The sequence below is a fragment of the Micromonospora sp. NPDC023814 genome, from assembly GCF_040639595.1.
Lineage (GTDB): Bacteria > Actinomycetota > Actinomycetes > Mycobacteriales > Micromonosporaceae > Micromonospora.
In genome coordinates, this window is record NZ_JBFAAF010000018.1 from 80,196 (window position 1) to 105,880 (window position 25,685).

25 protein-coding genes are annotated in these 25,685 nt (G+C 73.1%); 21 read left to right on the plus strand and 4 right to left on the minus strand.

Annotation, left to right across the window (positions count from 1 at the left end):
- Positions 1-339: 339 nt before the first annotated feature.
- The 9 genes from AB0G14_RS12880 (at position 340) to AB0G14_RS12920 (ending at position 10,102) form a co-directional block, all read left to right on the plus strand.
- A complete protein-coding gene (locus AB0G14_RS12880) occupies positions 340-1,632 on the plus strand; it encodes an alpha/beta fold hydrolase (protein WP_357696721.1) in 1,293 nt (430 codons plus the stop codon).
- Positions 1,625-2,950, plus strand: a complete 1,326-nt coding sequence (locus tag AB0G14_RS12885; protein ID WP_357696723.1) for an aminopeptidase P family protein — start codon at positions 1,625-1,627, stop codon at positions 2,948-2,950. Before AB0G14_RS12880 ends, AB0G14_RS12885 begins: the two co-directional genes overlap by 8 nt.
- A 45-nt stretch (positions 2,951-2,995) precedes the next feature.
- Positions 2,996-3,901: a dihydrodipicolinate synthase family protein gene (locus tag AB0G14_RS12890; RefSeq protein WP_357696725.1), complete on the plus strand. Its 906-nt coding sequence runs from the start codon at positions 2,996-2,998 to the stop codon at positions 3,899-3,901.
- Positions 3,898-4,899: a proline racemase family protein gene (locus AB0G14_RS12895; protein ID WP_357696727.1), complete on the plus strand. Its 1,002-nt coding sequence runs from the start codon at positions 3,898-3,900 to the stop codon at positions 4,897-4,899. The genes AB0G14_RS12890 and AB0G14_RS12895 overlap by 4 nt, the downstream gene beginning before the upstream one ends.
- Entirely contained in the window at positions 4,896-5,579 is a 684-nt protein-coding gene (locus AB0G14_RS12900; protein ID WP_357696729.1) for a GntR family transcriptional regulator, read from the plus strand. Before AB0G14_RS12895 ends, AB0G14_RS12900 begins: the two co-directional genes overlap by 4 nt.
- A 76-nt stretch (positions 5,580-5,655) precedes the next feature.
- Positions 5,656-6,813, plus strand: a complete 1,158-nt coding sequence (locus AB0G14_RS12905) for an FAD-binding oxidoreductase (protein ID WP_357696731.1) — start codon at positions 5,656-5,658, stop codon at positions 6,811-6,813.
- Positions 6,810-7,109, plus strand: a complete 300-nt coding sequence (locus AB0G14_RS12910) for a (2Fe-2S)-binding protein (RefSeq protein ID WP_357696733.1) — start codon at positions 6,810-6,812, stop codon at positions 7,107-7,109. Before AB0G14_RS12905 ends, AB0G14_RS12910 begins: the two co-directional genes overlap by 4 nt.
- A complete protein-coding gene (locus AB0G14_RS12915) occupies positions 7,099-8,580 on the plus strand; it encodes an NAD(P)/FAD-dependent oxidoreductase (protein WP_357696735.1) in 1,482 nt (493 codons plus the stop codon). The genes AB0G14_RS12910 and AB0G14_RS12915 overlap by 11 nt, the downstream gene beginning before the upstream one ends.
- The gene (locus AB0G14_RS12920; RefSeq protein WP_357696737.1) at positions 8,573-10,102 is read left to right on the plus strand and encodes an aldehyde dehydrogenase (NADP(+)); all 1,530 of its coding nucleotides are present in this window, start codon (positions 8,573-8,575) and stop codon (positions 10,100-10,102) included. Before AB0G14_RS12915 ends, AB0G14_RS12920 begins: the two co-directional genes overlap by 8 nt.
- 36 nt (positions 10,103-10,138) lie before the next feature.
- Here AB0G14_RS12920 and AB0G14_RS12925 read toward each other — a convergent pair whose 3' ends face one another.
- Positions 10,139-11,395: a Gfo/Idh/MocA family oxidoreductase gene (locus AB0G14_RS12925; RefSeq protein ID WP_357696739.1), complete on the minus strand. Its 1,257-nt coding sequence runs from the start codon at positions 11,393-11,395 to the stop codon at positions 10,139-10,141.
- A gap of 149 nt (positions 11,396-11,544) precedes the next feature.
- On the opposite strand from AB0G14_RS12925, the gene AB0G14_RS12930 reads away from it, so the two are divergent.
- The 7 genes from AB0G14_RS12930 to AB0G14_RS12960 all read left to right on the plus strand — a co-directional run bounded on the left by AB0G14_RS12930 (position 11,545) and on the right by AB0G14_RS12960 (position 18,762).
- A complete protein-coding gene (locus AB0G14_RS12930) occupies positions 11,545-12,786 on the plus strand; it encodes a sugar ABC transporter substrate-binding protein (protein ID WP_357696741.1) in 1,242 nt (413 codons plus the stop codon).
- Positions 12,787-12,848: 62 nt separating this feature from the next.
- Complete coding sequence (locus AB0G14_RS12935; protein WP_357696744.1) at positions 12,849-13,754, plus strand: sugar ABC transporter permease; 906 nt, start codon at positions 12,849-12,851, stop codon at positions 13,752-13,754.
- Positions 13,751-14,650, plus strand: a complete 900-nt coding sequence (locus AB0G14_RS12940; protein WP_357696746.1) for a carbohydrate ABC transporter permease — start codon at positions 13,751-13,753, stop codon at positions 14,648-14,650. Before AB0G14_RS12935 ends, AB0G14_RS12940 begins: the two co-directional genes overlap by 4 nt.
- Complete coding sequence (locus tag AB0G14_RS12945) at positions 14,647-15,651, plus strand: hydroxyacid dehydrogenase (RefSeq protein ID WP_357696748.1); 1,005 nt, start codon at positions 14,647-14,649, stop codon at positions 15,649-15,651. Before AB0G14_RS12940 ends, AB0G14_RS12945 begins: the two co-directional genes overlap by 4 nt.
- A 55-nt stretch (positions 15,652-15,706) precedes the next feature.
- Positions 15,707-16,588, plus strand: a complete 882-nt coding sequence (locus tag AB0G14_RS12950; protein WP_357696750.1) for a Gfo/Idh/MocA family oxidoreductase — start codon at positions 15,707-15,709, stop codon at positions 16,586-16,588.
- 93 nt (positions 16,589-16,681) lie between these two features.
- Entirely contained in the window at positions 16,682-17,698 is a 1,017-nt protein-coding gene (locus AB0G14_RS12955; RefSeq protein WP_357696752.1) for an NAD-dependent epimerase/dehydratase family protein, read from the plus strand.
- An 8-nt stretch (positions 17,699-17,706) separates the two neighbouring features.
- Positions 17,707-18,762: a dihydrodipicolinate synthase family protein gene (locus tag AB0G14_RS12960; protein WP_357696754.1), complete on the plus strand. Its 1,056-nt coding sequence runs from the start codon at positions 17,707-17,709 to the stop codon at positions 18,760-18,762.
- A gap of 85 nt (positions 18,763-18,847) precedes the next feature.
- On the opposite strand, the gene AB0G14_RS12965 is transcribed toward AB0G14_RS12960, so the two are convergent.
- Complete coding sequence (locus tag AB0G14_RS12965) at positions 18,848-20,068, minus strand: hypothetical protein (protein ID WP_357696756.1); 1,221 nt, start codon at positions 20,066-20,068, stop codon at positions 18,848-18,850.
- Between the two features lie 81 nt (positions 20,069-20,149).
- Here AB0G14_RS12965 and AB0G14_RS12970 point away from each other — a divergent pair, with 81 nt between their 5' ends.
- Genes AB0G14_RS12970 through AB0G14_RS12985 form a run of 4 tightly spaced genes read left to right on the plus strand, consistent with a single transcriptional unit; the run spans position 20,150 to position 23,680 of the window.
- Positions 20,150-21,322 carry a DegT/DnrJ/EryC1/StrS family aminotransferase gene (locus AB0G14_RS12970; RefSeq protein ID WP_357696758.1) on the plus strand — a complete coding sequence of 391 codons (1,173 nt, stop codon included), beginning with the start codon at positions 20,150-20,152 and terminating at the stop codon, positions 21,320-21,322.
- Positions 21,319-22,215 (plus strand): dihydrodipicolinate synthase family protein, encoded by an 897-nt coding sequence (locus AB0G14_RS12975; RefSeq protein ID WP_357696760.1) that lies wholly within the window; start codon positions 21,319-21,321, stop codon positions 22,213-22,215. The genes AB0G14_RS12970 and AB0G14_RS12975 overlap by 4 nt, the downstream gene beginning before the upstream one ends.
- Positions 22,212-22,952 (plus strand): hypothetical protein, encoded by a 741-nt coding sequence (locus tag AB0G14_RS12980; RefSeq protein ID WP_350711808.1) that lies wholly within the window; start codon positions 22,212-22,214, stop codon positions 22,950-22,952. Before AB0G14_RS12975 ends, AB0G14_RS12980 begins: the two co-directional genes overlap by 4 nt.
- Complete coding sequence (locus tag AB0G14_RS12985) at positions 22,949-23,680, plus strand: amidohydrolase family protein (RefSeq protein ID WP_357696763.1); 732 nt, start codon at positions 22,949-22,951, stop codon at positions 23,678-23,680. The genes AB0G14_RS12980 and AB0G14_RS12985 overlap by 4 nt, the downstream gene beginning before the upstream one ends.
- 255 nt (positions 23,681-23,935) lie before the next feature.
- On the opposite strand, the gene AB0G14_RS12990 is transcribed toward AB0G14_RS12985, so the two are convergent.
- Positions 23,936-24,256: a multidrug efflux SMR transporter gene (locus tag AB0G14_RS12990; RefSeq protein ID WP_357696765.1), complete on the minus strand. Its 321-nt coding sequence runs from the start codon at positions 24,254-24,256 to the stop codon at positions 23,936-23,938.
- Positions 24,253-24,933, minus strand: coding sequence for an NAD(P)H-dependent oxidoreductase (locus tag AB0G14_RS12995; RefSeq protein WP_357696767.1), 681 nt, complete (start codon positions 24,931-24,933; stop codon positions 24,253-24,255). The genes AB0G14_RS12990 and AB0G14_RS12995 overlap by 4 nt, the downstream gene beginning before the upstream one ends.
- Positions 24,934-25,081: 148 nt before the next feature.
- Between AB0G14_RS12995 and AB0G14_RS13000 the strand changes: the two genes are divergently transcribed.
- Positions 25,082-25,657, plus strand: coding sequence for a helix-turn-helix domain-containing protein (locus tag AB0G14_RS13000; protein WP_357696769.1), 576 nt, complete (start codon positions 25,082-25,084; stop codon positions 25,655-25,657).
- Positions 25,658-25,685 lie beyond the last annotated feature (28 nt).

Here is a 25,685-nt window from a genome sequence, read left to right on the forward strand (position 1 = left end):
TTCCGGCCTCCCTCTCCGACGGGTAGCGCCGTCTACCCCGGCGTCGGCGCGACAAACGGCCGGGCGCGGCATCCGGGGCGACCGTCCACGTCGATCCAACGGGCAGGCGGGCGGGTGCGGACGACCCGTACGGCGCGCGGCCGGGACCTGCCTGCCCAACAGGGTGACGGCCTCCGAGTAGCCGACGGATCGGCGGGGCCGGACGTCGACCGGCTCGACACCCCCTTTCGCGGCTCCCTCGGGTGCGTTTACGATCAGTGCAATGTCACACACTACTGGAGAAGGCTGATGGCGTCCCGACCGAGGTGTCGAGCGGATCCGGCAGGAGAACCGGGCTCGATGACCATTACCGCGAGCTACACGATCCCTGGCATGCGCGTCCGCGAGCACGTGGTCGACGTGCCGCTGGACTGGTCCGACTCGACGCGCGGCACCATCCAGATCTTCGCGCGTGAGATCGTCGATCCGGTGCGAGCCGGTGAGGACCTGCCGTGCCTGGTCTACCTGCAAGGCGGACCCGGCGGGAAGGGCCCGCGCCCGGTTGACCGGTCCGGCTGGCTGGGCCAGGCGCTGCGCGACCACCGTGTCGTCGTGGTCGACCAGCGTGGCACCGGCCGTAGCAGCCGCGTCGACGGTCGCCGGATGAGCGGGTTCGCGACGGCCGAGGAGGCTGCTGGCTTTCTCGCGTGTTTCCGAGCCGACTCGATCGTCGCCGACCACGAGCACCTGCGGAAGAACGTCTTCGGCGGCCGGCGTTGGTCCACCCTCGGGCAGTCGTACGGCGGCTTCCTCACGATGACGTACCTCTCGAGGGCCCCGGAAGGGTTGAGCGCCTGCCACGTCACCGGTGGCCTGCCCGGTCTCGACCCGTCGGCGGCCGAGGTCTACCGGCGCACCTATCCTCGCGTCGAGGCGAAGAACAGGCAGTTCTACCGGCGTTATCCGCACCAGGTGGCGCAGGTCGGCCGGATCGCCGACCGCCTGTCCGAGGGCGATGTGCGGCTGCCCGACGGCGACGTGCTCACCGTGCGGCGGCTGCAGTCGCTCGGCGTCGACCTCGGCATGAAGCCCGGACACGAGCGCCTGCACTGGCTGCTCGACGAGGCGCTCTCGGGAGACGAGCTGTCGGCGACGTTCCTGCACCAGGTGCTGGCCCGGACCTCCTTCAGCGACAACCCGCTGTTCGCGGCCCTGCAGGAGAGCATCTACGGACACGGTGCCGCCGCCACCGGCTGGGCGGCGCAGGCCGAACGGGCGCGACACCCGCAGTTCACGGAGGACGCCAGGCCGCTGCTGTTCACCGGCGAAATGATCTTTCCCTGGATGTTCGAGGAGATCGCCGAGCTGCGCCCGTTCCGCGGCGCCGTCGAGCTTCTGGCCGCCAGGGAGGAGTGGCCGCAGCTCTACGACCTCGACCGGCTGGCCGCCAACGAGATCCCGGTGGCCGCCGCCGTCTACTACGACGACATGTACGTGGATGCCGGCCTGCAACTGGACACCGCGTCGCGGGTCGGCAACGTGCAGACCTGGGTCACCAACGAGTACGAACACGACGGCATCGGCGACGAACGGGTCTTCGCCCGGCTGACCGAGCTGATCAGGAATCTTGGAGGAGGAGTCGCCGATGCGTGACGGCAAGCCACCGAAGCTGTCGGAGATCGCGGCATTCACGAAGTACATGAACACGGGATGGGGCGAGCCGGACCGTACTCCGTCGGTCGTCCCCGGCGCCGCCGAAGCCGCCGCCGCCCACCGGGCCCGGCTGGCGGAGGCGCTCCCCGGGCGGACCCTCGTGCTGGCCGCGGGGGAGGCGCCCGTGCGCAGCAACGACACGACCTACGACTTCCGCCCGGACAGCGCCTTCGCCTGGGTGACCGGCTGCGCTGTCGAGAACGCAGTGGTGGTGCTGCGCGACGGCGACGCCACGCTCTACCTGCCGCCACCCGCCGGTCCCGGCGACTCCGGCTTCTACAGCGACGCCCGTCACGGCGAGCTGTGGGTCGGGGCCACTCCGGGACTGGCCGACTGGGCGCGGGCGCTGGGTGTCGAGGTCCGGCCGCTCGCGGAGCTCACGGAGGACGTGACCCGGGACGAGGAGTTGGACCGGACCCTCGCCGAACTGCGCATGTACAAGGACGAGTGGGAGATCGGGCAGCTTCGCGAGGCCGTGGACCGTACCGTCGAGGGTTTCGCCGCGGTCGTCCGCGAGATCCCCACCGCGATCGCCGGGCCAGGGGAGCGGTGGCTGCAGGGCACCTTCGACCGGTACGCCCGGGCGTACGGCAACGGCCCCGGCTACGCCACGATCGTCGGCAGCGGCCGGCACGCGCCCACGCTGCACTGGGTGCGCTGCGACGGCCCGGTGCTGCCGGACGAGTTGCTCCTGCTCGACATGGGCGTCGAGGTCAAGAGTTGTTACACCGCCGACGTCACCCGCACGTTCCCCGCCTCCGGGCGGTTCTCTCCCGTCCAGCGGCAGGTCCACGACCTGGTGGAACAGGCCCACCGGGCCGGGATGGCGGCGGTCGGCCCCGGCCGCCGGTTCACCGACTTCCACCATGCGGCGATGGAGGTGATCGCGCGGGGACTGGCGGACTGGGGACTGTTGCCGGTTTCCGTGGACGAGGCGCTCTCTGACAGCGGTCAGCATCACCGGCGCTATCTGGTGTGCGGCATCGGCCATCACCTGGGGCTGGACGTGCACGACTGCGGCCGGGCCGCACCGGAGGCATACCAGGGCGCGGTCATGGCACCCGGCATGGTGCTGACGGTCGAGCCCGGCCTGTACTTCCACGCGCACGACCTGACCGTGCCTCCGGAGTTGCGCGGAATCGGTGTGCGCATCGAGGACGACCTCCTGGTCACGCCGGACGGCGCGGAGGTGCTGTCCCGCGCGCTGCCGCTGGACGCCAGCGGCCTGGAGAAGTGGATGGCAGCCCAGACCTGTTGACATCGCACCAGCCCGCTTCGCGCTACGACCCGAGGAGACCCGACCATGACCACCCCCGCCAAGCCGTGGCGCGGCGTTCACGTCGCGACGGCACTGCCCTTCCATGACGACCTCTCCGTCGACTACGACGCCTTCGCCGAGCACGTCCGGTTCCTCGCCGCCGGCGGCTGCGACGGGGTGACGCCCAACGGCTCGCTCGGCGAGTACCAGACGCTGACCCCGGAGGAGCGGGCGCGCGTCGTCGAGGTGGCCGTCCAGGCCTCCCCCACGGGATTCGGCGTGATGCCCGGCGTCGCCGCCTACGGCGCGATCGAGGCCCGCCGCTGGGCCGAGCAGGCCGCCGAGGCCGGGGCCAGCTCCGTCCTGCTGCTGCCGCCGAACGCGTACCGCGCCGACCGCGGGGCCGTCGTCGCGCACTACCGCGAGGTCGCCCGGGTCGGGCTGCCGGTCGTCGCCTACAACAACCCGATCGACACCAAGGTCGACCTGGCTCCCGCACTGCTCGCCGAGCTGTTCCACGAGGGCCTGATCGTCGGCGTGAAGGAGTTCACCGGCGACGTCCGCCGGGCGTACGAGATCGCTGAGCTGGCACCCGGCCTGGACGTCCTGGTCGGCGCCGACGACGTGCTGCTCGAGCTGGGCGTCGCCGGCGCCGTCGGCTGGATCGCCGGCTATCCGAACGCGATCCCGGAAAGCACCGTCGAGCTCTACCGGCTGGCCACCTCGGGCGACCCCGCCGACATCGCCAAGGCGCTGCCGATCTACCGCGACCTGCACCCGTTGCTGCGTTGGGACTCCAAGACCGAGTTCGTCCAGTCGATCAAGTTGTCGATGGATCTCTCCGGCCGCAAGGGCGGGATCTGCCGTCCGCCCCGGCTGCCGCTCCCGGCCGAGGTCGCGGCCCGGATCACCGCCGACACCGAAGCCGTCCTGGCCAAGGGCTACAAGTGAGGTCCCGCCGCACGTTCCACGCCGTCGACTCGCACACCGAGGGCATGCCCACCCGCGTCGTCGTCGGCGGCGTCGGCACGATCCCCGGCGCGACGATGGCCGAACGCAGGCTGTGGTTCATGGAGCACAGCGACGACATCCGTACGCTGCTGATGTACGAGCCACGCGGCCACTCCGCGATGAGCGGCGCGATCCTCCAGCCGCCGACCCGTCCCGACGCCGACTACGGCGTGCTCTTCATCGAGGTCACCGGGCTGCTGCCGATGTGCGGCCACGGCACGATCGGAGTCGCGACCGTGCTCGTCGAGACCGGGATGGTGCCCGTCGTCGAGCCGGTGACCACGGTCCGGCTCGACACCCCCGCCGGGCTGGTCGTCGCCTCCGTGGCGGTGCGTGACGGCGCGGCGGAATCGGTCACCCTCCAGAACGTCCCGTCGTTCTCCTACGCGCTGGACCGTACGGCGGCGGTGCCCGGTTTCGGTGAGGTCAGGTACGACATGGCCTTCGGCGGAAACTTCTACGCGATCGTCGATCTGGCGGACCTGGGGCTGCCGTTCGACCGGTCCCGCGCCGGCGACCTGCTGACCGCCGGAATGGCGGTCATGCAGGCGGTGAACGAGCAGGACCGGCCGATCCACCCCGAGCGCGACGACATCAACGGCTGCCACCACGTCTATCTGACGGCCCCCGGCTCGACCGCCACATTGTCCCGACACGCCATGGCCATCCATCCCGGCTGGTTCGACCGTTCCCCCTGCGGCACGGGCACGAGCGCCCGGATGGCCCAGCTGCACGCCCGCGGCGAACTGGGCATCGGTGACGAGTTCGTCAACGAGTCGTTCATCGGCACCCGGTTCACCGGGCGGCTGCTCGACCAGACCACGGTCGGATCGCTGCCCGCCGTGCGGCCGTCGATCACCGGCCGGGCGTGGATCACCGCGACCTCGCAGTTCCACCTCGACCCCACCGACCCGTTCCCCGCGGGGTTCCTGCTGTGAGCCCGGCCCCCGTCCCGGACCTGCCCGGCGTCGGCCGCAGGGAGAACCTCCGCGACCGGACCAGGGACGCCCTGCGCGCCGCGATCATCTCCGGCGAGCTGAAGCCCGGCGTGGTCTACTCGGCTCCCGCGCTCGGCGCGCAGCTCGGCGTCTCGCCCACCCCGGTACGGGAGGCCATGCTCGACCTGGTGAAGGCCGGCCTGGTCATCCCCCATCCGAACAAGGGCTTCCGGATCACCGAGATCTCCGAGGAGGATCTCGACAACCTGGCCGCCGTGCGGCTGCTCATCGAGCCGCCGACCGTGCGGGACGCCGTGACGGTGATCCCGAAGGAAGACCTCCCCGAGCTGCGGGCGCTCGCGCAGGCCATCGTCGACGCGGCGGAGCGGGGCGACCTGGTCGGCTACATCGAGGCCGACCATGTCTTCCACCTGACCCTGCTCGGCTACAGCCGCAACCGGTTCCTGGTCGACGTCGTCGCCGACCTGCGCTCGCAGACCCGGCTGCTCGGCCTGACCCCGCTGCTGCGGAGCGGCAGGCTGGGCCGCTCGGCCGCCGAGCACCACGAGCTCCTGGACTTCGTCGAAGCCCGCGACCCGGTCGGGGCCGAACTGCTCATGCAGCGGCACATCGGGCACGTACGGGGTCTGTGGGCGAGCGGTGCCAAGGACGCGCCATGAGCGAACGTGAGCGAGCGAATCACCAGCACAGCGCCCGTACACCCCATGGCGGCGCCGAGCGCCGCGAGGCGGCGGCATGAGTGCGGACCTTGTGGTCGTCGGGGCCGGCGTCGTGGGCGCAGCCAGCGCGTACTTCGCATCACTGGCGGGGATGCGGGTGGTCGTCGTCGATCGCGGCGCGATCGCTGGTGGCACCTCCAGCGCCGGAGAGGGCAACGTGCTGGTGTCCGACAAGGAGGCCGGCCCCGAACTCGACCTGGCGTTGTACTCCCAGCGGCTCTGGCGCGAGGACCTCGCGGAACACGCCGACCTGTGGGAGTTCGAGGCCAAGGGCGGCCTGGTCGTCGCGGCGTCGGAGCAGAGCGCCGCGGCGCTGCGCGAGTTCGCCGTCCGCCAGCGCCGGTGCGGCGTCGAGGTCCGTGACGTCACGCGGGCCGAGTTGCGCGACTACGAACCACATCTCTCCCCGGAACTCGCCGGGGGCGCCTTCTACCCGCAGGACGCCCAGGTTCAACCGATGCTGGTCGCGGCGCACCTGTTGCGGCTGGCCCGTCAGCGCGGGGCGCAGGTGCGGACAGGAACCGACGTGACGGGATTCCTGCGCCAGGGCGCCGGGGTGGCGGGCGTGCGGACCACCGGGGGTGACATCCCCGCCGGGGCGGTGCTCAACGCCGCCGGCACGTGGGCCGGCGGCGTCGCCGCCCTCGCCGGGGTACGCGTCCCCGTGCTGCCCCGGCGAGGCTTCGTCCTGGTCACCCAGCCGATGCCTGACCGGACGATCCGGCACAAGGTGTACGCCTCCGAGTATGTCGGCGACGTGGGCAGCTCGGACGCCGCCCTGCAGACCTCGCCCGTCGTCGAGGGGACCGCCAGCGGCACCATCCTCATCGGCGCGTCACGCGAGCGCGTCGGCTTCGACCGGACCGTGTCGGCCACCGCGATCGGCACGCTCGCGGCCAAGGCGATCGCCCTGTTCCCGATGCTTCGGCAGGTCCGCGCCATGCGGACCTACCTCGGCTTCCGCCCCTACTGCCCGGATCACCTGCCCGTCATCGGTCCCGACCCCCGCGCGCCCGGCCTCTGGCACGCCTGCGGTCACGAAGGCGCCGGGATCGGCCTGTCCGCCGGCACCGGCCGGCTGATCGCCCAGGCGCTCGTGGGGGAGCGGCCGGATCTGGACCTCGCGCCGTTCGCCCCCGACCGGTTCGCGGACACCGAGGAGGCGCCCCGATGACTCACCAGATGACCTTCCGCGGTGCCGCCGTCGCGGCGCAGCCCGGCCAGAGCGTCGCCGCCGCGCTGCTCGCCGCCGGAATCACCGACTGGCGCACCACCCGTAAGGGCGGTCGGCCCCGGGGACTGTTCTGCGGCATCGGCGTCTGCTTCGACTGCCTCATCACCGTCGACGGCGTGCCCGACCAGCGCGCCTGCCTGGTGACCGCCGCCGAGGGCATGCGCCTCGGCGACGACGGCCGGACCGGTGCGTCCCCCGACGGCGCGGGCGACCGGAGGGACACCCGTGCCGCATGACGTCGCCGTGGTCGGCGCGGGCCCGGCCGGCCTGGCTGCCGCCGTCGCAGCTGCCGAGGCCGGGCTCGCGGTCGCCCTGATCGACGCCGCCGGACAGCCCGGCGGCCAGTACTGGCGCCACTACGACGAGAACCGTCCGCGCCCCGACGATCCCGTCGGACATCATGGCTGGCCGGTCTTCACCCGGCTGCGGGACCGCGTGTACACCCTCCGCGGCACTGGCCGGATCCGCTACCTTTCCGGCCATCAGGTCTGGCTGATCACCGGCGACGCCGGGGCGTTCACCGTCCGGATGACGGCCACCACGGCCACGACCGGGGTGGTGGACCGCAGCCTGGTCGCGCGGGCACTGATCCTGTGCCCCGGAGGATACGACCGGCAGCTGCCGCTGCCCGGCTGGGACCTGCCCGGCGTGATGACCGCAGGGGGAGTGCAGGCCCTGCTCAAGGGGCACCGGACGGCGGTGGGACGGCGGGCCGTCGTCGCTGGCACCGGCCCGTTCCTCCTTCCCGTGGCCACCGGCCTCGCGCGGGCCGGGGTGACCGTCGCGGCCGTCGTCGAGGCCAACGCGACGCTCGGTTGGCTGCGCGACCCGGCCGGCCCGCTCTCCGCGCCCGGCAAGGGAGTCGAGGCGCTGCGGTACGCGGCGCTCCTGGCCCGGCACCGCATCCCGTACCGGACGAGGACGGCGATCCGGGAGATCCTCGGCACCGACCGGGTCGAGGCGGTTCGGATCGGCAGGGTGGACCGCGACGGCCGCCCGGCCGGGCCGGACGAGGTGGTGGCCGCCGACGTCGTGGCACTCGGCTGGGGCTTCACCCCTTCGCTGGAACTGCCACTCATGGTGGGCGCGGAGACGGTCAAGGACGTCGACGGTTCTCTCGTGGTGACCGTCGACGACTGCCAGCGCAGCAGCGTCGAGGGGTTGTACGTGGCCGGCGAGGCGACCGGCGTGGGCGGTGCGGCCCTGGCCGTCCACGAGGGACGGCTCAGTGGGCTCGCCCTCGCCGCCGCACTGGGCCGTCCGGCCGATCCGGCCGCGCTGAACCGGCTGCGCCGCGCCGTCCGGCGGGGGCGCCGGTTCGCCGCCGCCATGCACCGCACCTATCCGATACCCCGGGCGTGGCCACGGTGGCTGTCGGAGACCACCGTGGTCTGCCGCTGCGAGGAGGTCGCGTACGGTGACCTGCGCCGGGCGCACGACGAACTCGGCGCAGCCGACGCCCGCACGCTGAAGATGCTCGCACGGCCGGGGATGGGCTGGTGCCAGGGGCGGGTGTGCGGCTTCGCCACCGCCGGCATCGCGGCCTGTCTGAGCAGGCGCGAGACCTCGCCGGCGGACCTGCGCAGCCTGGCCACCCGCAGCCTCGCCGTGCCGGTGCCCCTGGGTGAGCTGGCCTGCCTGGCCGATGCCCCAGCGCCTGTCGAGGCGACCGAAAACCCGCACGAGAAAGGACGAGACAGTGACTGACGTGCTGAGCATCGACCCGCATACCGGAGAGCCGCGCGGCAGCGTCGCGACCGAGTCGACGGCGCAGGACGTGGACGAGGCGGTGCGGGCTGCTGCCGTGGCCGGCGCGGCGCTGCGGGACCGCGCCGTGCGGGTCGACCTGCTCCGTGCGGCCGCCGCACTCCTGGAGAAGGACGGTGCGGACATCGTCGCGACCGCCGACGCGGAGTCCGCGCTCGGCCGGGTACGCCTCACCGGCGAACTCGCCCGCACGTGCTATCAGCTGCGCGCGTTCGCGGACGTCGTCGAAGCCGGCGCCTACCTGGATGTGATCATCGACCATGCCGACCCGTCGGCGGAACCCGCGCCCCGCCCGGACCTGCGGCGTTTCAAGGTGCCGCTGGGCGTGGTCGCGGTCTTCGCCGCGAGCAACTTCCCGCTGGCGTTCAGCGTGCCGGGCGGCGACACCGCGAGTGCCCTGGCCGCGGGATGCCCGGTCGTGGTCAAGGCACACCCGGACCATCCGGCCACCTCCGTCCTGTGTGCCCGGATCCTCCGCTCGGCGGCGGCCGAGGTCGGGCTGCCGGCGGACGTCGTCCGCCTGGTCCACGGCTTCGACGCGGGGCCGGAACTCGTGCGCCATCCACTGACCGCGGCCGTCGGGTTCACCGGCTCGGTGCGCGGCGGCCGGGCGTTGTTCGACATCGCGTCTTCCCGGTCACGGCCGGTGCCGTTCCATGGCGAGCTGGGCAGCGTCAACCCGGTCGTGGTGACCGCGCGGGCGGCCGAGACCAGAGCGGCCGAGATCGGAGCGGGGCTGGCTGCCTCGTACACCCAGGGTTTGGGCCAGTTCTGCGTCAAGCCGGGTCTCGTGCTGGTTCCCGACGGGCCAGCGGGCGACGCCGTCATCCAGGCGGTCGTCACGGCGACGGTGCCGTCCGGGCCGCTGCTCGACTCGCGCATGCGGGCCGCGTTCCTCGCCGGAGTACGCTCCCGCGCCGCACTTCCCGGGGTGACGGAACCGCTCAAGGCGGAGGAGGCCGGCGATGACGCGGCTCCGCTGGCCGTCCGGCCGGGCGTGCTGACCGTCGCGGCGTCACGGCTGGCCGAGGGCGGGCCGTACCGGGAATTGCTGGAGGAATGCTTCGGGCCGGTCACCGTGCTGGTTCGCTACGGCTCGCCCACCGAGCGGGACGCCGTGCTCGGAGCCCTGCCGGGCAACCTCACCGCGGCCGTGCACCTCGCCGCCGACGAACGGGACGACGCGGCGGCGGAACTGGTCGCCCGGCTGAGTGAGATCGCGGGGCGGGTCGTCGTGGACGGCTGGCCGACCGGGGTGACGGTCGCCCCTGCCATGCATCATGGCGGCCCCTACCCCGCCGCCACCAGCGGCTCGACGTCGGTGGGCGCCAGCGCGATCGAGCGGTGGCTACGCCCGGTCTGCTACCAGGGCACCCCGGACCCGCTGCTCCCACCCGAACTGCGCGAGGCGAACCCGCTCGGCCTTCCCCGCACCGTCGACGGCGTCCGGACGACTTCGTAGCGGCTCTGTCACCCCCGACGGCGGGTGCCTCCCCGGTCAGGACGAGGCGAGCGGCACCGGGACGCCGCCGGCGAGCCGGCTGCGCTCGGCGGCGAACGCCATCCGGTGGCTGTCCAGGGACTCCCGCGGCCCCGAGCGCATCCGGGACCGGTCGCCGGTGGCCACCGCCTCCACGAAGGCCGCCATCAGCGCCATGTCGCCGCCGCCGTGGCCGGAGCCGGCGTCCGCCCCGCCGCCGCGGGTGTCGGTGGTGACGGTCTCGCCGGTGACGAAGTCGGTGACGGCGACCTGTTCGCCGTCGCCCTCCAGGTAGCCGTGGCTGCCCATGATCCGGGTGCGCCGGTGCCCGCCGGGGGTGAAGGCGCTCATGGTGAGGGTGGCGGTGGCGCCGCCGGCGAACGAGACGGTGACGCTCTGGTGGTCGGCGACGTCGTTCCCGCCGCCGTAGACGCACCGGCCGTACGGTCCGTCGCGCAGCGCGGCGTCCACTCCCGCCTCGGTCAGGTCGCGGGTCACCACGGACAGCGGCCACTGGTGCCGGTCGGGGTCGGCGAGGCAGGCGCGGTAGAAGCGGGCGGCCGAGTACGGGCAGGTCGACTCGACCCGGCAGTCGAGGCAGCGGTCGGCGGCGCCGCGCGGCCGGTTGCCGGGGTGGAAGTGGTGCAGCGCGCCGACGCTGCTGACCCGCGTCGGGGTGTCGTCGACGACGTAGCGCAGCCAGTCCAGGTCGTGGCAGCACTTGGCGAGCAGGCTGCTGGAGGAGTCTTCGGCGCGGCGCCAGTTGCCGCGGACGTAGGAGTGCGCGAAGTGCCACCAGCCGACCGGCTCCAGGTGCTCCACGCCGACGATCCGGCCCAGCGCTCCGCTGTCGACGTACCGCTTGACCGCGTCGGTGTAGCGGGTGTAGCGCAGCACGTGGCAGACGGCGAGCAGCACGCCGGTCCGCTCGGCCGCCGCGGCGACGGCCTGGCACTCGGCCTCGCTGGGTGCGATCGGCTTCTCGAGCAGGATGTGGTAGCCGAGGTCGGCGAGGCGGACGGCCGGTTCGGCGTGCTCCCGGTCCGGGGTGGCGAGGACGACGGCGTCGGCCAGTCGGGGTTGCGCGGCGAGGTCCTGCCATGATTCGAACGACGCGGACGCCGCGACGCCGTGGACGTCGGCGAGCGCGGTGCGGTGGGCGGGACGCGGGTCGGCGACCGCGACGACGCGGGCCCGCTCGGGGTGGCGCAGTGCGTATCCGGCGTACGTGCTGCCGCGGTTGCCGGCGCCGACGACGGCGAGGGTGACGGTCATCGGAGTCCTTCGCTATTACGGTTCTGGATCGATCTGTCCAGGTATTCGCACGAACAGTAACGATGTGACCTCGGTACATACGGGCTCTAGTATCGGCCCGGACCGTAAGTTAATGTACTGCGAACCTGACTCCCCCGGAAGGATGCGAGATGCGTGTTCGGAAGAGCCTGTCGGCCGTGGCGGTGGCGACCGTCGCCGCGCTCGCGGCTACGGGCTGTGGCGGTTCCGGCTCCGGTGACTCCGGCAAGGCGACCGTGACAATGTGGACATATCCGGCGATCTTCGACGAGGCGAAGCACCGCGCGCACTGGGACGAGACCATCAAGGCGTTCCAGGCGACCAACCCCGACATCAACGTCAAGGTCGAGATCTTCCCCTGGGCCAACCGCGACCAGGCGCTCGCCACCGCGATCGCGGGCAACAAGGGGCCGGACGTCGTCTACCTGATCCCCGACCAGCTGCCCAAGTACGCCCGCAACATCGAGCCCGTCGACAAGTACCTCGACGAGGCGACCAAGAGCGACCTGCACGCGAACGTGGTGCAGTCGGTGACCATCGACGGCAAGATGATGGGCGCCCCGATCCTCACCAGCGCCTCCACCCCGATCTGCAACAAGAAGGTCTTCGCGGCCGTCGGCGAGACGAACTATCCGACGAGCTGGAACGACCTGCTCACCCTGGCTCCGAAGTTCAAGGCCAAGGGCTACGACATCATCTCGTACGCCGGCGACGCCAAGCAGACCCTGAACCAGACCTTCTACCCGCTGCTCTGGCAGGCCGGGGGCGACGTGTTCAGCCCGGACGGCAAGTCGGTCGCCTTCAACAGCGACGCCGGGAGGAAGGCGCTGAACTTCCTCAAGCAGCTCGTCGACGGCGGCTACGTCGACAAGTCCATGATCACCGCCGTTCCGCCGATCGAGCAGACCCGCGTCGCGCAGAACAAGGTCGCCTGCAGCTGGTACACGCCGGTCGCCGAGATCGAGAAGTTCTGGGGCAAGGAGAACATCCAGGTCATCCCCCACCTCACCGAGACCAAGCAGATCGGCTACGGCACCGTCGGCTCGCTGTCGATGCTGAAGACCTCCAAGGACAAGGAGGCGGCCGGCAAGTGGCTGGCCTTCGCCACCAACGCCGAGAACACCAAGAAGTACGACATCGGTGCCAGCCTCTTCTCCCCCAGGAAGTCCAGCGGTCCGCTGTATGCCAGCGACCCCGTCCTCGGGGAGCAGGAGAAGCACGTGGCCACCAGCACGGTCGGCCCGCTGCACGAGAAGGCCCGCGACGTTCAGGGCGTCCTCTCCCCGGAGATCCAGGCCGCCCTGCTCGGCAAGAAGTCCGTGGACCAGGCGCTCGAGGACGCGGCGAAGGCCGCCACTCCGCTGCTCGGATAGTGCCGGCGCGGCTCGCGGTGGGCGCACCCGGCCCACCGCGAGCCGCCGAGAAAGGTTGTCAGATGGTTGCACTACCGGGGACCCGCCGCCCGCGCATACGCGTGCGCCGCCCCTCCGCCCGCGAGGCCGGCACGGCGCTGCTGTTCGTCCTGCCGTTCCTGCTGCTCTTCGTCGTCTTCCGGTTCGGGCCGGCGATCGCCGGGGTGGTCCTCGGCTTCACCGACTACACCATCGGTGGCGAGACCAGCTTCACCGGGCTGGAGAACTTCCGCCGGCTCGTCGAGGATCCCACGTTCTGGACGGCGCTGCGCGTCACGGTCCTGTTCACCGCGCTGTCCGTACCGCTGTCGATGCTGGCCTCCCTCGGCATGGCGCTGCTGACCCGCCGCGCCTTCCGCGGCGCGAAGCTCTTCCGGTCCATCTTCTTCCTGCCGGTGGTGACCAGCCTGGTCCTCGCCGGCGTGGTCTTCGCCTGGGTCTTCGCCGAGGACGGGCCGTGGTCGCGGGCCATGGGCGCGATCGGCCTGCCGGCCGGCTCCTGGCTCGCCGACAGCGTGCTGGTGGTCCCCGCGCTGGTGCTGGTCTCGGTCTGGTCCCGCTTCGGCTACGGCATGCTGATCCTGCTCGCCCGGATGCAGGACATCCCGGCGGAGCTGGAGGAGGCGGCGCTGACCGACGGCGCGTCGGCGTGGCAGCGCTTCCGGTACGTGACGCTGCCCCAGCTGCGGCCCGCTCTCTTCTTCGTCGCGATCATCGAGACCACCGTCTCGTTCCAGGTCTTCGACCTGATCTACGTGATGACCGGCGGCGGCCCCGTGCGGTCCAGCTACAGCCTGGTCTACCTGCTCTACGACCAGGGCTTCAAGTACTTCGACCTGGGCTACGCCAGCGCCGTCGGGGTCGCGCTGTTCGTGCTGACGATCATCGTGGCGCTGATCCAGCGGCTGACCCTCGGGAGGGAAGAATGACGGACACGATCACGCCCGCAGCCACCGCCGTCCCCACCCCGCCGGCGTCGCCCACGCGCGCCCGGCCGTACCGGCCCGGCCGGCCCGGCAGGGGCTGGGTGGTCGGCCGCACCACGCTGCTGCTGATCGGCGCGGCGGTCACGCTCTTCCCCTTCTACGCGATGGTCGTGCTGTCGTTCAAGCCGACCGGGCCGGTCACCTTCCCGGACAGCCTGCTGCCGTGGCCGTTCTCCACCGAGGCGTACGACCAGGTGGTCGGCGCCAAGAGCGTGCTGCGTTGGATGTGGAACACCGTCATCTACTCGGTGGTGTCGGTGGTCGGCGTGCTGCTGTTCGCCTCGATGGCCGGCTACGCCTTCGCCAAGAAGCGGTTCCCCGGCAAGGAGACCATGTTCTGGTCGTTCCTGGCGATGCTGATGGTGCCGTACCACGTCACGATGATCCCGACGTTCATCATCATCTCCGAGCTGAACGGCGTGGACACGTACTGGGGCATGATCGTGCCGACCCTGGCCAACGCCCAGGCGGTGTTCCTGATGCGACAGTTCATCGCCTCGCTGCCCGACTCGCTGTTCGAGGCGGCCCGCCTCGACGGCTGCTCCGAGTGGCGGGTGTACGTCTCGATCGTGCTGCCGCTGATCAAGCCGATCCTCGCCACGCTCGGCGTCTTCGTCTTCCTGTGGCACTGGAACGACTTCCTGTGGCCGCTCATCGTCGGGCAGAGCCTCGACATGCGTACCCTCACCACCGGCATCGCCTCGCTCCAGCAGGAGAACGTGGCGTTGAACATGCTCCTCGCCGGTTCGGTCGTGGCGTTCGTGCCGATCTTCATGGCGTACCTGATCGGACAGCGCTACTTCCAGGAGGGCGTCGCCACGACGGGCATCAAGGGATGAGCGTCATCGCGGTGGCGACCTCGCCGGAGGTCCGCGAGCTGTTCTTCGACGCCGACGCCTGGGCGGCGCTGGGCCGGCTGGGGGAGGTGCGGCTGCCGGCCGATGGCGCCGACGTCGGCGCCGAGGCCACGCTCGCCCGGCTGCTCACCGACGCCGACGTGGTGGTCACCGGCTGGGGCACCGCGCCGCTGTCGGCGGCGGTGCTCGCCGCCGCGCCCCGGCTGCGGCTGCTCGCGCACACCGGAGCCAGCGTCAAACCGTTCGTCACCCCCGCCAGCTTCGCCCGGGGCGTCCGTGTCACCCAGGCCGGCGAGGCGATGGCGTACGCGGTGGGGGAGCAGGCGCTCGCGCTGACCCTCGCCCTGCTGCACCAGCTGCACCGCTTCGACCACGCGCTGCGGACCGGGGTCGACTGGGCGACCGCGAAGGCGGCGCCGCCCCGGCGGGAGCTGCGCGGGGCGGCGGTCGGGGTCGTCGGGGCGTCCCGCACCGGTCGGGCGTACCTCGGCCTGGTGCGGGCGCTCGGGGCGCGGGTGCTGGTGGCCGACCCGTACCTGTCCGACGGCGACGCCGCGACGCTCGGGGTCGAGCGGGTCACGCTCGACGACCTGCTCGCCCGCAGCCTCGTGGTGTCCCTGCACGCGCCGGTGCTGCCGGAGACCGTCGGGATGATCGGCGCGCGCGAGCTGGCCCTGATGCCCGACGGCGCGCTGCTGGTCAACACCGCCCGCTCGGCGCTGGTCGACGAGGCCGCGCTGCTGGCCGTGCTGCGCTCCGGGCGGATCGACGCCGCACTGGACGTGTTCGACGCCGAGCCGCTGCCGGTGGACCATCCGTTCCGGCGGCTGCCGAACGTGCTGCTGACCCCGCACGAGGCGGCCGGGACGGTCGGGTCGCGGCGGCGGGCCGCCGACATCGTCGTCGCCGAGATCGACCGGTTCCTACGCGGGGAGCAGTTGCGCCACGAGGTGCGACCGGAGCACCTCGATCGCACGGGCTGAGCGCGCCTGACCTGCCCTGGCGCGGTGGCAGCCCGGATGAGTAGCCTCTGCGCTCATGCGCATCGCCCTCGCCGGACTGGCCACCAGTCACCCCTACACCGACGCCCGCACCCTGCGTGACGACGCGGAGCTCGTGGTGTGGGAGCCCGACCCGCAGCGGTTGGCGCGGTTCCGGGCCGAGCAGCCGGACGCGGCGGTCGCGCCGGACCTGGCGGCGCTGCTGGCGACCGACCCGGACGGCGTGGTCCTCACCGTCCCCACCTCCGACGTGCCGGAGGCGTTGGCGCAGGTGCTGGAGCGCAAGCTGCCGTGCTTCGTCAACAAGCCGGCCGCCGCGACCGTCGGGCAGCTCGACCGGTTGGAACGGGTCGTGGCGCGGGCCCCGGAGCTGGTGCTCTCCTCCTCGGTGCTGCGCTTCGCGCCGGAGTTCGTCGCGTTCGACGTGCCGCGCGACGAGGTGCTGTCGGTGCGCGCCACGGTCCGGCACGACGTCGGGCTCTGGGCCACCGGCTACAACCCGTGGCAGGACGACCCGGCGGTCGGCGGGGGCACCCTGGTCATGATGGGCCTGCACGGGGTGGAGCTGCTGGTCGCGCTGCTCGGGCCGGCGGTGCGGCTGGTGGGGGCCGCCGGCACGGTGCGCCGGCACCGGGGCCTGCGCTCGGAGGACACGGGGCTGCTGGCCGTGCAGTGGGACGACGGGGTGCCCGGCACGGTGGAGGTGCTCGGGGTCAGCGAGGGCGAGGCGTACGAGGTCACCGTGCACACCGCCGCGGGGGAGCGCCGGGTGGTGCTGCGCGGCGGGGCCGACGAGTTGGGCTACCGGGCCACCATCGACGCGTTCGTCGGCATGGTCCGGGGCGCCCCGAGCCCGGTGCCGTGGGCGCAGACCCGCGCCGTCCTGGACGTTCTCACCTCGGCGCGCGCCGTGGCCTGACAATCGCCGACCCGATCCACGCGTCGGGTGCCTTGACGCCCCTCCAGCCGGAGGTTACGGTCATGACCGTTACTTCGGAAGGGGTGTGGTGGCATGCGTACGGTGGCGGACCTGGAGGAGCGGCTCTCCCGCCCGCGGGACGTCCTGGTGGACGATCTGCGCAAGCTCGACGGGGACATCCTGATCCTCGGGGCGGGCGGCAAGTTGGGGCCGAGCCTCGTCCGGCTGGCGCTGCGGGGCGTGGCGGCGGCGGGCACCGGCGCCAAGGTCATCGCGGTGTCCCGCTTCTCGGAGGCGGGGCTGGCCGACGCCCTGCGCGACGAGGGCGCGGTGGTGGTCGAGGCGGACGTCACCGACGACGCGGCGCTGGCCGCGCTGCCCGACGCGGCCAACGTGGTCTTCCTGGTCGGTGCGAAGTTCGGCACCTCCGGCCGGGAACACGCCACCTGGGCCACCAACACCTACCTGCCCGGGCGGGTCGCGCAGCGCTTCGCCGGATCCCGCCTGGTGGCGCTGAGCACCGGCAACGTCTACCCGCTGGTCCCGGTGACCTCCGGCGGCTGCGTCGAGGAGGTCCCGGTCCAGCCGGTCGGCGAGTACGCCATGTCCTGCCTGGGCCGCGAGCGCATCCTCACCCACTTCGCGCTGCGCGACGACACCCCGCTGGCCCTGATCCGGCTCAACTACGCCGTCGAGATGCGCTACGGCGTCCTCGTCGACATCGCGCGCACGGTGCACGCCGGCGAGCCCGTGGACCTCACCATGGGGCACGCCAACATCGTCTGGCAGGGCTACGCCAACGAGGTCACGCTGCGCGCCCTGCTCCACACGCGGACACCGCCGTTCGTGTTGAACCTGACCGGGCCGGAGCTGGTCTCGGTCCGTCAGGTCGCCACCGCGCTCGCCGCCCGACTGGGCCGTGAGCCGGTCTTCACCGGCACCGAGGCGCCGACCGCGCTGCTGTCCAACGCCCAGCTCTGCCACCGGCTCTTCGGCTACCCCGACGTGCCGGTTGCCGAGCTGATCGACCTGACGGCGGACTGGGTCGCCGACGGCCAGCCCCTGCTCGGCAAGCCGACCGGGTTCCAGACCCGCGACGGCAAGTTCTAGGAGAGACCGTGTTGACCGCATCGAGCACCCGACAGACCTCGGCCCTGGCCCGGTTCCAGCGCGGCTGCGTCATCCCCGCGCACCCGCTGGCCCTGGACGCCGACCGCAAGCTCGACGAGCGCCGGCAGCGGGCGCTGACCCGCTACTACCTGGCCTCCGGCGCGGGGGGCATCGCCGTCGGCGTGCACACCACCCAGTTCGCCATCCACGACCCGAAGGTCGGGCTACTCGCCCCCGTGCTGGAGCTGGCCGCCGAGACCGCGGCCGGCTCGGACGCCATCCTGGTCGCCGGTGCCTGCGGCGACACCGCCCAGGCGGTCGCGGAGGCGGAACTGGCCGCCTCGCTCGGCTACGACATGGTGCTGCTGTCGCCGTACGCGCCGCTGGACGAGGACGCCCTCGTCGCGCGGGCGCGCGCGGTCGGCGAGGTGCTGCCGGTGATCGGCTTCTACCTGCAGCCGGCCGTCGGCGGGCGGGAGCTGTCCCGGGGCTTCTGGGCCCGGCTGGCCGCCCTCGAGTCGGTGGTCGGGATCAAGGTGGCGCCCTTCGACCGCTACCGCACGCTGGACGTGCTGCACGGCGTGGTCGCGGCCGGCCGCAACGACGACCTGGCGCTCTACACCGGCAACGACGACCACATCCTCGCCGACCTCGTGGCGCCGCACCGGGTCGTCGTCGACGGTCGGGCCGTCGAGGTCGAGTTCGTCGGCGGGCTGCTCGGCCAGTGGGCGGTCTGGGCGAACACCGCGGTGACCCTGCTCGACGAGGCCCGCCGGGCCCGCTCCGGCGACGACGCCGCGCTGCGCCGGCTGCTCACCCTCGACGGCCACCTGACCGACGCCAACGCGGCCATCTTCGACTCCGCCAACGGCTACCACGGCTGCATCCCCGGCATCCACGAGGTGCTGCGCCGGCAGGGCCTGCTGGCCGGCCGCTGGTGCCTGGACCCGGCTGAGGAGCTGTCGCCGGGGCAGATGGTCGAGCTGGACCGGGTGCACCGGGCGTACCCGCACCTGCGCGACGACGACTTCGTCGCCGAGCACCTCGACACCTGGCTGTCCTGACCACGCGGTAGCGAGGCCGGCGGCGGGGGACCGTCTCCGCAGCCGGCCTCGCGGCCGCCCGCCCCGGGCAGGGGCGGGCGGGCCGTCAGAGGGTCAGGCGGTAGAGGGTCAGCGGCCGGCCGCTGGTGCCGGAGGCGAGGTTGCCGGTCCGCTCGGCCAGGCCGGCCAGCTCCAGGCGGTGCAGCATGCGCCGCGCGGTGCGCTGCTGCACCCGCAGTTGATCGGCGACCTCCCGGCTGGTCAGCGGCTCGTCGCCGACCGTCGTGCGCACCTCGCGCAGCCGCAGCAGGGTGGGCACGGACAGGCCGACCCGTTGGGCGATGACCGCCAGGTTCACCTCCGCCGGCGGTGGGGCCGGCGTGGTGGACTCCAGCACGATGTCGGTCTCGCCGCGCAGCGACAGCACGGCCGTGGTGGGGCCGACCCGCCGGGCCCGGCTCAGCGCGCGGCGTGCCAGGTTCTCCGCCTCGGCCGCGCTGCGGCCCAGCCCGAACCCGATCTGCACGGTCTCGTGCCGGTCGGCCAGGCGGCGCAGCATCGGCAGCGCCGTGAAGCCGCCGGTGGCGTCGTGCAGCGGCCCGCGGGTGGTGACGATGAGATACGTGTCGGGGGCGAAGCGCGCGACGGTGCCGCCGAGCCCGGCCACCTCCTTGAGCAGCCCGTCGTCGCCGTCGGAAAGGTTGGCCAGCCCGAGCGCGATCTGGGCGTCCTCCTGGGCCTGGCTGCCGACGTGCAGCAGGAGTTGGCGCAGCGCGGCGCGCACCGAGTGGTTCGACGGGGCGAGGCGGAACGCCGGCATCTCGTGGCGCAGCACCTCGTAGACCGAGCTGATGCAGGTGACGGCGACGTCCGCGCCGGCCTTGCGCTGCCGGCGGTGGAAGGCGACCACGTCGTCGGAGCTCAGGCCGCTGCGGTAGGGCAGCGACCGGACCCGGTCCACCGGCAGGTCGGCCTCGCCGAAGGTGCCGGCGACGTCGGCGCCGGTGACGGTGTCGATCGACATGCGGGTGACGTCGCGGCCGTCGCGCAGCAGCCGCACGGCGGCCTGGAGCAGGGTCGCGCCCGTGTAGTCGACGAAGACCGCCGGCCGGTGCAGCAGGTTCGCCTCCCGGGCGAGGGTGTACGGCACGACGCCGGTGAACAGCCACGCCTCGACCTGGCCGGCGTGCGCCTCGACGATCGCCGGTGCCTGCGACTCGTGGTCGTAGTGCAGCCGTCTGGCGGTGACGCCGGGCTGCTCCTCGCAGGTGGCGGCCACGTCGTCGACCAGGTCGTGCGGACCGACGACCCCGATCTCAATGGTCACCGCTGCCTCCTGTCAGGGTTGCGTTGTTCGCAGCACAAGATTACGGTCAGGCCCGGTATTACTGTAGCCCTGGGAGGGTGCGTGTCGTTCCCCAGCATGGCCGACGCCGGCGGCCGGACGATCGGTGCGGAGGAGCAGGCCGCCGTCAGCCGGGTGCTCCAGTCGGGCATGCTCAGCTCGGTCTGGGGCACGGAGGTCCGCGCCCTGGAGCGCGAGATGGCCGACCTCCACGGAGTGTCGCACGCCGTGGCCGCCAGTTCCGGGACCGCTGCGCTGCACCTGGCCGTCGCCGCCGTCGCGCCGGACCCGGGCGACGAGATCATCACGTCTCCGATCAGCGACTTCGGCACGGTCGCGCCCATTCTCGCCCAGAACGCCGTGCCCGTGTTCGCCGACGTCGATCCGTACACCGGAAACCTCGACCCGGCAGCGGTCGCCGCCGCGATCGGGCCGCGCACCCGGGCGATCCTCGGGGTGCACCTGTTCGGCGCGGCCGCCGACCTCCGCGAGGTCGCCGACGCCGCCGGCGTGCCGCTGATCGAGGACTGCGCCCAGGCGTGGCTCACCCGCTACCCGGACGGCACCCTCGCCGGCACCGCCGGCGCGATCGGCTGCTTCAGCCTCCAACAGTGGAAGCACATCACCTGCGGCGACGGCGGCCTGACCGTGACCGACGACGCTGTGCTGGCCCGCCGGATGCGGCTCTTCGCCGACAAGGGCTGGCCCCGCGACGAGGCCCGCCGGCACGTGAGCCTCGGCCTGAACTACCGGATGACCGAGCTGGCCGGCGCCGTCGCCCGCGCCCAACTGGCGAAGCTGCCCGGCGTGCTGGCCGACCGGCGGCGCACCGCCCGCCGACTGGCCGCCGCGCTGGCCGACCTGCCCGGCGTACGCCTGCCGGCGGACCTCGACGCGCACGCCTGGTGGCTGTTCCCCATCGTGCTCGACCCGCCGCTGACCAACCACGAGGTGGCCGGGAAACTGGCCGCCGCCGGGATCCCCGCCCGCGCCGGCTACCTCCAGCAGCCGCTGCACTGCGCCCCGGCGCTGACCGAGGCCCCCGTCTACGGCACCTCCCGCTTCCCGCTGACCGTGCCGCCGGCCGACCGGCTGCCGGCCTACGGGCCCGGCGCGTTCCCGGTCGCCGAGCGGCTCATCGCGGAGACCCTGCTGGTGATCGACTGGAACGAGCGGTACACCGACGCGCACGTCGACGAGATCGCCCGGGCGGTCCGGGCGGCGGTGACCCCGTGATCGCGCCGGCCGCCGCCGCGCTGCGCGACCGGCTGCGCTGGCGACTCGTCGCCGCCACCGCCACGCCGATGGACGCCGACCGGGCGGTCGACGCCGCGGTGCTCGACCGCTACCTGCGCGGCCTGGTCGTCGACGGCGCGGACGCCCTCGCCGTGTGCGCCCACACCGGCCGCGGCCCCCACCTCGACCCGGCTACCCGCGACCTGGTCGTGCGCCACGCCGTCGACACCGGGGTGCCGGTGGTCGTCGGCGTCGGCGGGCGGCCGGGGGAGCACACCGACGAGGTCGCCGCGCAGGCCGCCCGGGCCGCCGACCTCGGCGCCGCCGGCGTCCTGGTCTTCCCCGTCGACGGCGACGCGGTCGCCCACCACGACGCCGTCTGGCGCGCCGCCGGCCTGCCGATGCTCGCCTTCGACCTCTACACCCGGCCGTACTCCGCGTCGCGGCTGGCCGCCCTGCTGGAACACCCCGGCGTCGCCGGGGTGAAGGTGGCCCGGCTGCACGACGCGATCGCCTGCCAGGCCGCCCTGGCCGCCGCGCACCGGGCCGACCGGCTGGCGGTCACCGGCGAGGACCGGATGTTCGGGCCGTCGCTGATGTGGGGCGCGCAGGCCGCCCTGGTCGGCCTCGCCGCCGCCGCCGTGCCGGTCACCGCCGCCGTGCTGCGGGCGTACGCCGACGGGAAGCACGACGACTTCGTCGCCGCCTCCGCCCGGCTCGACCGGCTCGCCGAGGTCACCTTCACCGACCCGATGGAGGGGTACGTGCACCGCATGCTCCAGATCGCCGCCGACGAGGGGCGGATCCCCGCCTCCCACGCGGTCGACCCGTACGCTCCGGCGCTACCGGACGGCGACCGGGACCGCGTGCTCGCGGTGGCGAGGCAGCGGTGAGCGGCAACCCGTTCGTCGCGGCCGACCTGCCCCCGGTCACCTTCGACGTCGACGTCCTCGTCGGCCGGTACGCCGACCGGCCGGGCCCCACCGGCGACCCCCGCGACGTCGCGGCCACCCTCGGCGCGAACGGCATCGCGCGGGCGGCCGTGGCCAGCCTGCGGGCGGCGCTGTTCGACATGCCCAGCGGCAACGACGAGGCCGCCGCCCTGGCCGGCCCCACCGTGCTGCCGGTCGGCGCGCTCGACCTGCGCGACCCGCTCGGCGCGGAGCGGGAGGTCGTCCGGCTCGCCGAGCGCGGCTTCCGGGCGGTGCGGCTCTTCCCCGACGAGCAGCGCGTCGAGCCGGACTTCCCGTCCGTGCGGCACGTCGCCCGTCGGGCCGCCGAGGCCGGCCTGGTCATCCTGACCGGCGGGGACGTCCGCCGGTTCTGGCGGCCGCTGCGCGGCGCGACCGTGGTCTTCCTGGACACGCACTTCTACCACCTGGGCGACTTCGTGGTGGCGGCCCGCGACGAGCCTGGCTTCCATACCTCCACCCGGCTGCTCAACTCGCCCGACGCGCTGGAGACCGTCGTCGCCCACGTCGGCGTCGGGCGGCTGCTCTACGGCTCCCGCACCCCGTTCTACGAGCCGGTCGTGCCGCGACTGCGGCTGGCCCGCGGCGGCCTCGGGCCGGCCGAGGTGGCCGCCGTGGCGGGCGGCAACGCCCGCCGGATCCTGGAGGGCCAGGAATGATCATCGACGTGCACGCCCACTGGGGACCCTGGTTCTTCAGCATGGACGTCGGGGCGGTCGCCACCAACCTCGCGGTGATGGACCGCTACGGCATCGACCTCGCCGTCGTCTCCGCCACCGAGGCGGTCATCTACGACGTCACCGCCGGAAACCGGGCGATGGCCCGGGTGCTGGAGACCAACGACCGCCTGCTCGGCTACCTGACGATCAACCCGCGCCGCCTCGACGACGCCGAACGGGACCTGCGCGAACTGCTCCCCACCGGCCGGTTCGTCGGCGTGAAGATCCACACCGACTACACCGGCTCCCCGGCGGACTCCCCGCAGGCCCGCGCGGCGCTGGAACTCGTCGCCGCGCACGACCTGCCCGCCCTCGTGCACACCTGGGACGCGTCGCCGCTCGACCTGGCCCAGGCCGTCGCGGACATCCCCGGGCTGCGCGCCATCGCCGGGCACATGGGCGCGAACGGCTGGCGGCACGCCGTCGAGGCGGCCAACTCGGTCGACCGGCTCTGGCTGGAGCCGTGCTTCTCGCACACCGAGGCGGGCCGGTTCGCCGCCGTGGCGGCGGCGGTCGACCCGCGGCGGCTGCTCTTCGGCACCGACGCCACGCTCATCGACCCCGCGGCGGCCTTCGGGGCGGTGCTCGCCGCCGACCTCGACGCGGAGCTGGCCGAGCGGGTCGCCTGGCGCAACGCCGCCGAGTTGTTCCGCCTCGACGTGTGCTGACGTCGGCTCTGTCCGGTCGCACCGGGGCGTCGACGTGTCGCGGGGACGCCTCCTGACGGGAGGCGTCCCCGCGACGTCGTCGTTCACCACGGTCCCGCGCGGGCTGATCGCCGGCACCGAGCCCGTCGACGCCCTCCGCGCCACCTTCGGACGGTTCGACAACCGCTACGCCGGCAGCCCCACGTGGCACGCCCACCGCACCCCGGCGACCCCTTTCGGCTGTTGGAGGAGGGCAGTAACCTGCTCGCCGCGCGCTCAGTCCGGGTCGGTGACCCGGGCCAGCACGATGCCGCCGATGATCAGGGCCAGGGCGGTGAAGCGGCCGACACCGACCGGATCCTTGTGCACGACGATGCCCAGCGAGATCGCGCCGATCGCGCCGATGCCGGTGAACACGGCGTAGGCCGTGCCGACCGGCAGGTCCTGCATCGCCCGGGAGAGCAGGTAGACGGCGGCGGCTCCGAGCGCGACGCAGAGCAGGGTCGGCGCCGGCCTGGTGAAGTTCTGCGTCGGCTTGATGGTCTGCGACCAGGCGATCTCGACCAGGCCGGCGAGCGCCAGGACGAGCCAGCTCATGCCAGCGGTCCCGCGGGCGCCAGGGCCTCGGCGGCGACGGCGCGGGCCACGTCGACCGCCGCCTGCCGGGCATCGGCGTACGACCGGTGGTAGGAATCGCGCCACCGCTCCAGCGTCGGGTCCACGGTGGAGTTGACGAACTCGGCGTTGATGACGGTGACGTCGTCGACCTGGAAGTGGCCGAGGAAGAAGTCCCGCAGGTAACGCTCCTGGTGGTCGACGGGCTCGCGCGGGGTGCCGGGGGCGTAGGAGCCGCCTCGCGCGCCGGTGACGACGACCTTGAGGTTCAGCGTGGCGCGCGGGAACGTCACCTGGTCGATCCACAGCTTGAGGCTCGCGGGGATCGAGAAGTTGTACATGGGAGCGCCGATGAGCAGCACGTCGGCGGAGACCAGCTCGGTGAGCAACGGCTCCACCACCGCCCATGCCTCCCGCTGGGCCGGGGTCCGCACCCCCTCGGCGAGGCGGCCGGGTTCGATGATGGCGTGTCGCAGCGCGTAGTCGCAGATCTCGGTCCACCCCTCGCCGATGACGGGCACGGGGTCGGCGGCGAGATCGCGGTAGGTGTAGGTCCCCGTCGGGTGGGCGGCCCGCCACTCGTCGGCGAACGCCCTGCTCAACGTGCGGGAGTGTGATGCCCGACGGGCGCTGGCGTCCAGGTGCAGCAGGTGGCCCATGACTCTTCGTCCCTACTCGTCGGAGGAAACGGACACGATGTCCGGTTGTCTCGACGCTAGCAGCTAAGCGGACGCCGTGTCCACTTAGCCGGCTCGGCGCGTGCGGGGGCCGTCGCAACCGGACGGGATGTCCGGTTAGGCTGTCGGTATGGCGGATCACCTTCTGGCCCCGGCCCCCGCGGAACGGGCCGACGCCGCGGCCAACCGGCGACGCATCCTCGTGGCCGCGGAACGCCTGTTCGCCGAGCGCGGCCCGCAGATCTCCATGACGGACCTGGCCACCGCCGCCGGCGTCGGCCGCGCGACGCTCTACCGCCGCTACCCGGACGTCACGTCCGTGGCTGTCGCCCTCCTCGACGTGCACGAGCAGCGGTTGCAGCAGCAGATCCTCTCCGGCCCGCCGCCGCTCGGGCCGGGCGCGTCGCCTCGCCGCCGCCTCGAGGCGTTCTACGACTCCATGATCGATCTGCTCGAACGACACCTGCCGCTGGCCCTCGGCGCCGAACTGGGTGCCACCCGCTTCGCCACCGGGGCCTACGGCTTCTGGCGGACGTTCGTTATGTCCCTGATCCGCGACGCCGGCTGGCAGGAAGACGCCCTCGCCGACGTCCTGCTCGCGCCGCTCGCCCCCGAGGTGTACCGGTACCAGCGCCACGACCGAGGGCGAACGGTGCCCGAGATCAAGTCGGCGCTCGCCCGCCTCGCGTACGTCCTGCCGGACTGACGTCGCACGGAACGTCCTCGGCGAGGAT

Coding starts and splice junctions, on each gene's coding strand:
- AB0G14_RS12995 (WP_357696767.1), bottom strand. CDS start 24,933: ATGGGCCACCTGCTGCACCTGGACGCCAGCGCCCGTCGGGCATCACAC.
- AB0G14_RS12885 (WP_357696723.1), top strand. CDS start 1,625: ATGCGTGACGGCAAGCCACCGAAGCTGTCGGAGATCGCGGCATTCACG.
- AB0G14_RS12940 (WP_357696746.1), top strand. CDS start 13,751: ATGACGGACACGATCACGCCCGCAGCCACCGCCGTCCCCACCCCGCCG.
- AB0G14_RS12985 (WP_357696763.1), top strand. CDS start 22,949: ATGATCATCGACGTGCACGCCCACTGGGGACCCTGGTTCTTCAGCATG.
- AB0G14_RS12910 (WP_357696733.1), top strand. CDS start 6,810: ATGACTCACCAGATGACCTTCCGCGGTGCCGCCGTCGCGGCGCAGCCC.
- AB0G14_RS12955 (WP_357696752.1), top strand. CDS start 16,682: ATGCGTACGGTGGCGGACCTGGAGGAGCGGCTCTCCCGCCCGCGGGAC.
- AB0G14_RS12890 (WP_357696725.1), top strand. CDS start 2,996: ATGACCACCCCCGCCAAGCCGTGGCGCGGCGTTCACGTCGCGACGGCA.
- AB0G14_RS12990 (WP_357696765.1), bottom strand. CDS start 24,256: ATGAGCTGGCTCGTCCTGGCGCTCGCCGGCCTGGTCGAGATCGCCTGG.
- AB0G14_RS12880 (WP_357696721.1), top strand. CDS start 340: ATGACCATTACCGCGAGCTACACGATCCCTGGCATGCGCGTCCGCGAG.
- AB0G14_RS12930 (WP_357696741.1), top strand. CDS start 11,545: ATGCGTGTTCGGAAGAGCCTGTCGGCCGTGGCGGTGGCGACCGTCGCC.
- AB0G14_RS12950 (WP_357696750.1), top strand. CDS start 15,707: ATGCGCATCGCCCTCGCCGGACTGGCCACCAGTCACCCCTACACCGAC.
- AB0G14_RS13000 (WP_357696769.1), top strand. CDS start 25,082: ATGGCGGATCACCTTCTGGCCCCGGCCCCCGCGGAACGGGCCGACGCC.
- AB0G14_RS12905 (WP_357696731.1), top strand. CDS start 5,656: ATGAGTGCGGACCTTGTGGTCGTCGGGGCCGGCGTCGTGGGCGCAGCC.
- AB0G14_RS12925 (WP_357696739.1), bottom strand. CDS start 11,395: ATGACCGTCACCCTCGCCGTCGTCGGCGCCGGCAACCGCGGCAGCACG.
- AB0G14_RS12935 (WP_357696744.1), top strand. CDS start 12,849: ATGGTTGCACTACCGGGGACCCGCCGCCCGCGCATACGCGTGCGCCGC.
- AB0G14_RS12945 (WP_357696748.1), top strand. CDS start 14,647: ATGAGCGTCATCGCGGTGGCGACCTCGCCGGAGGTCCGCGAGCTGTTC.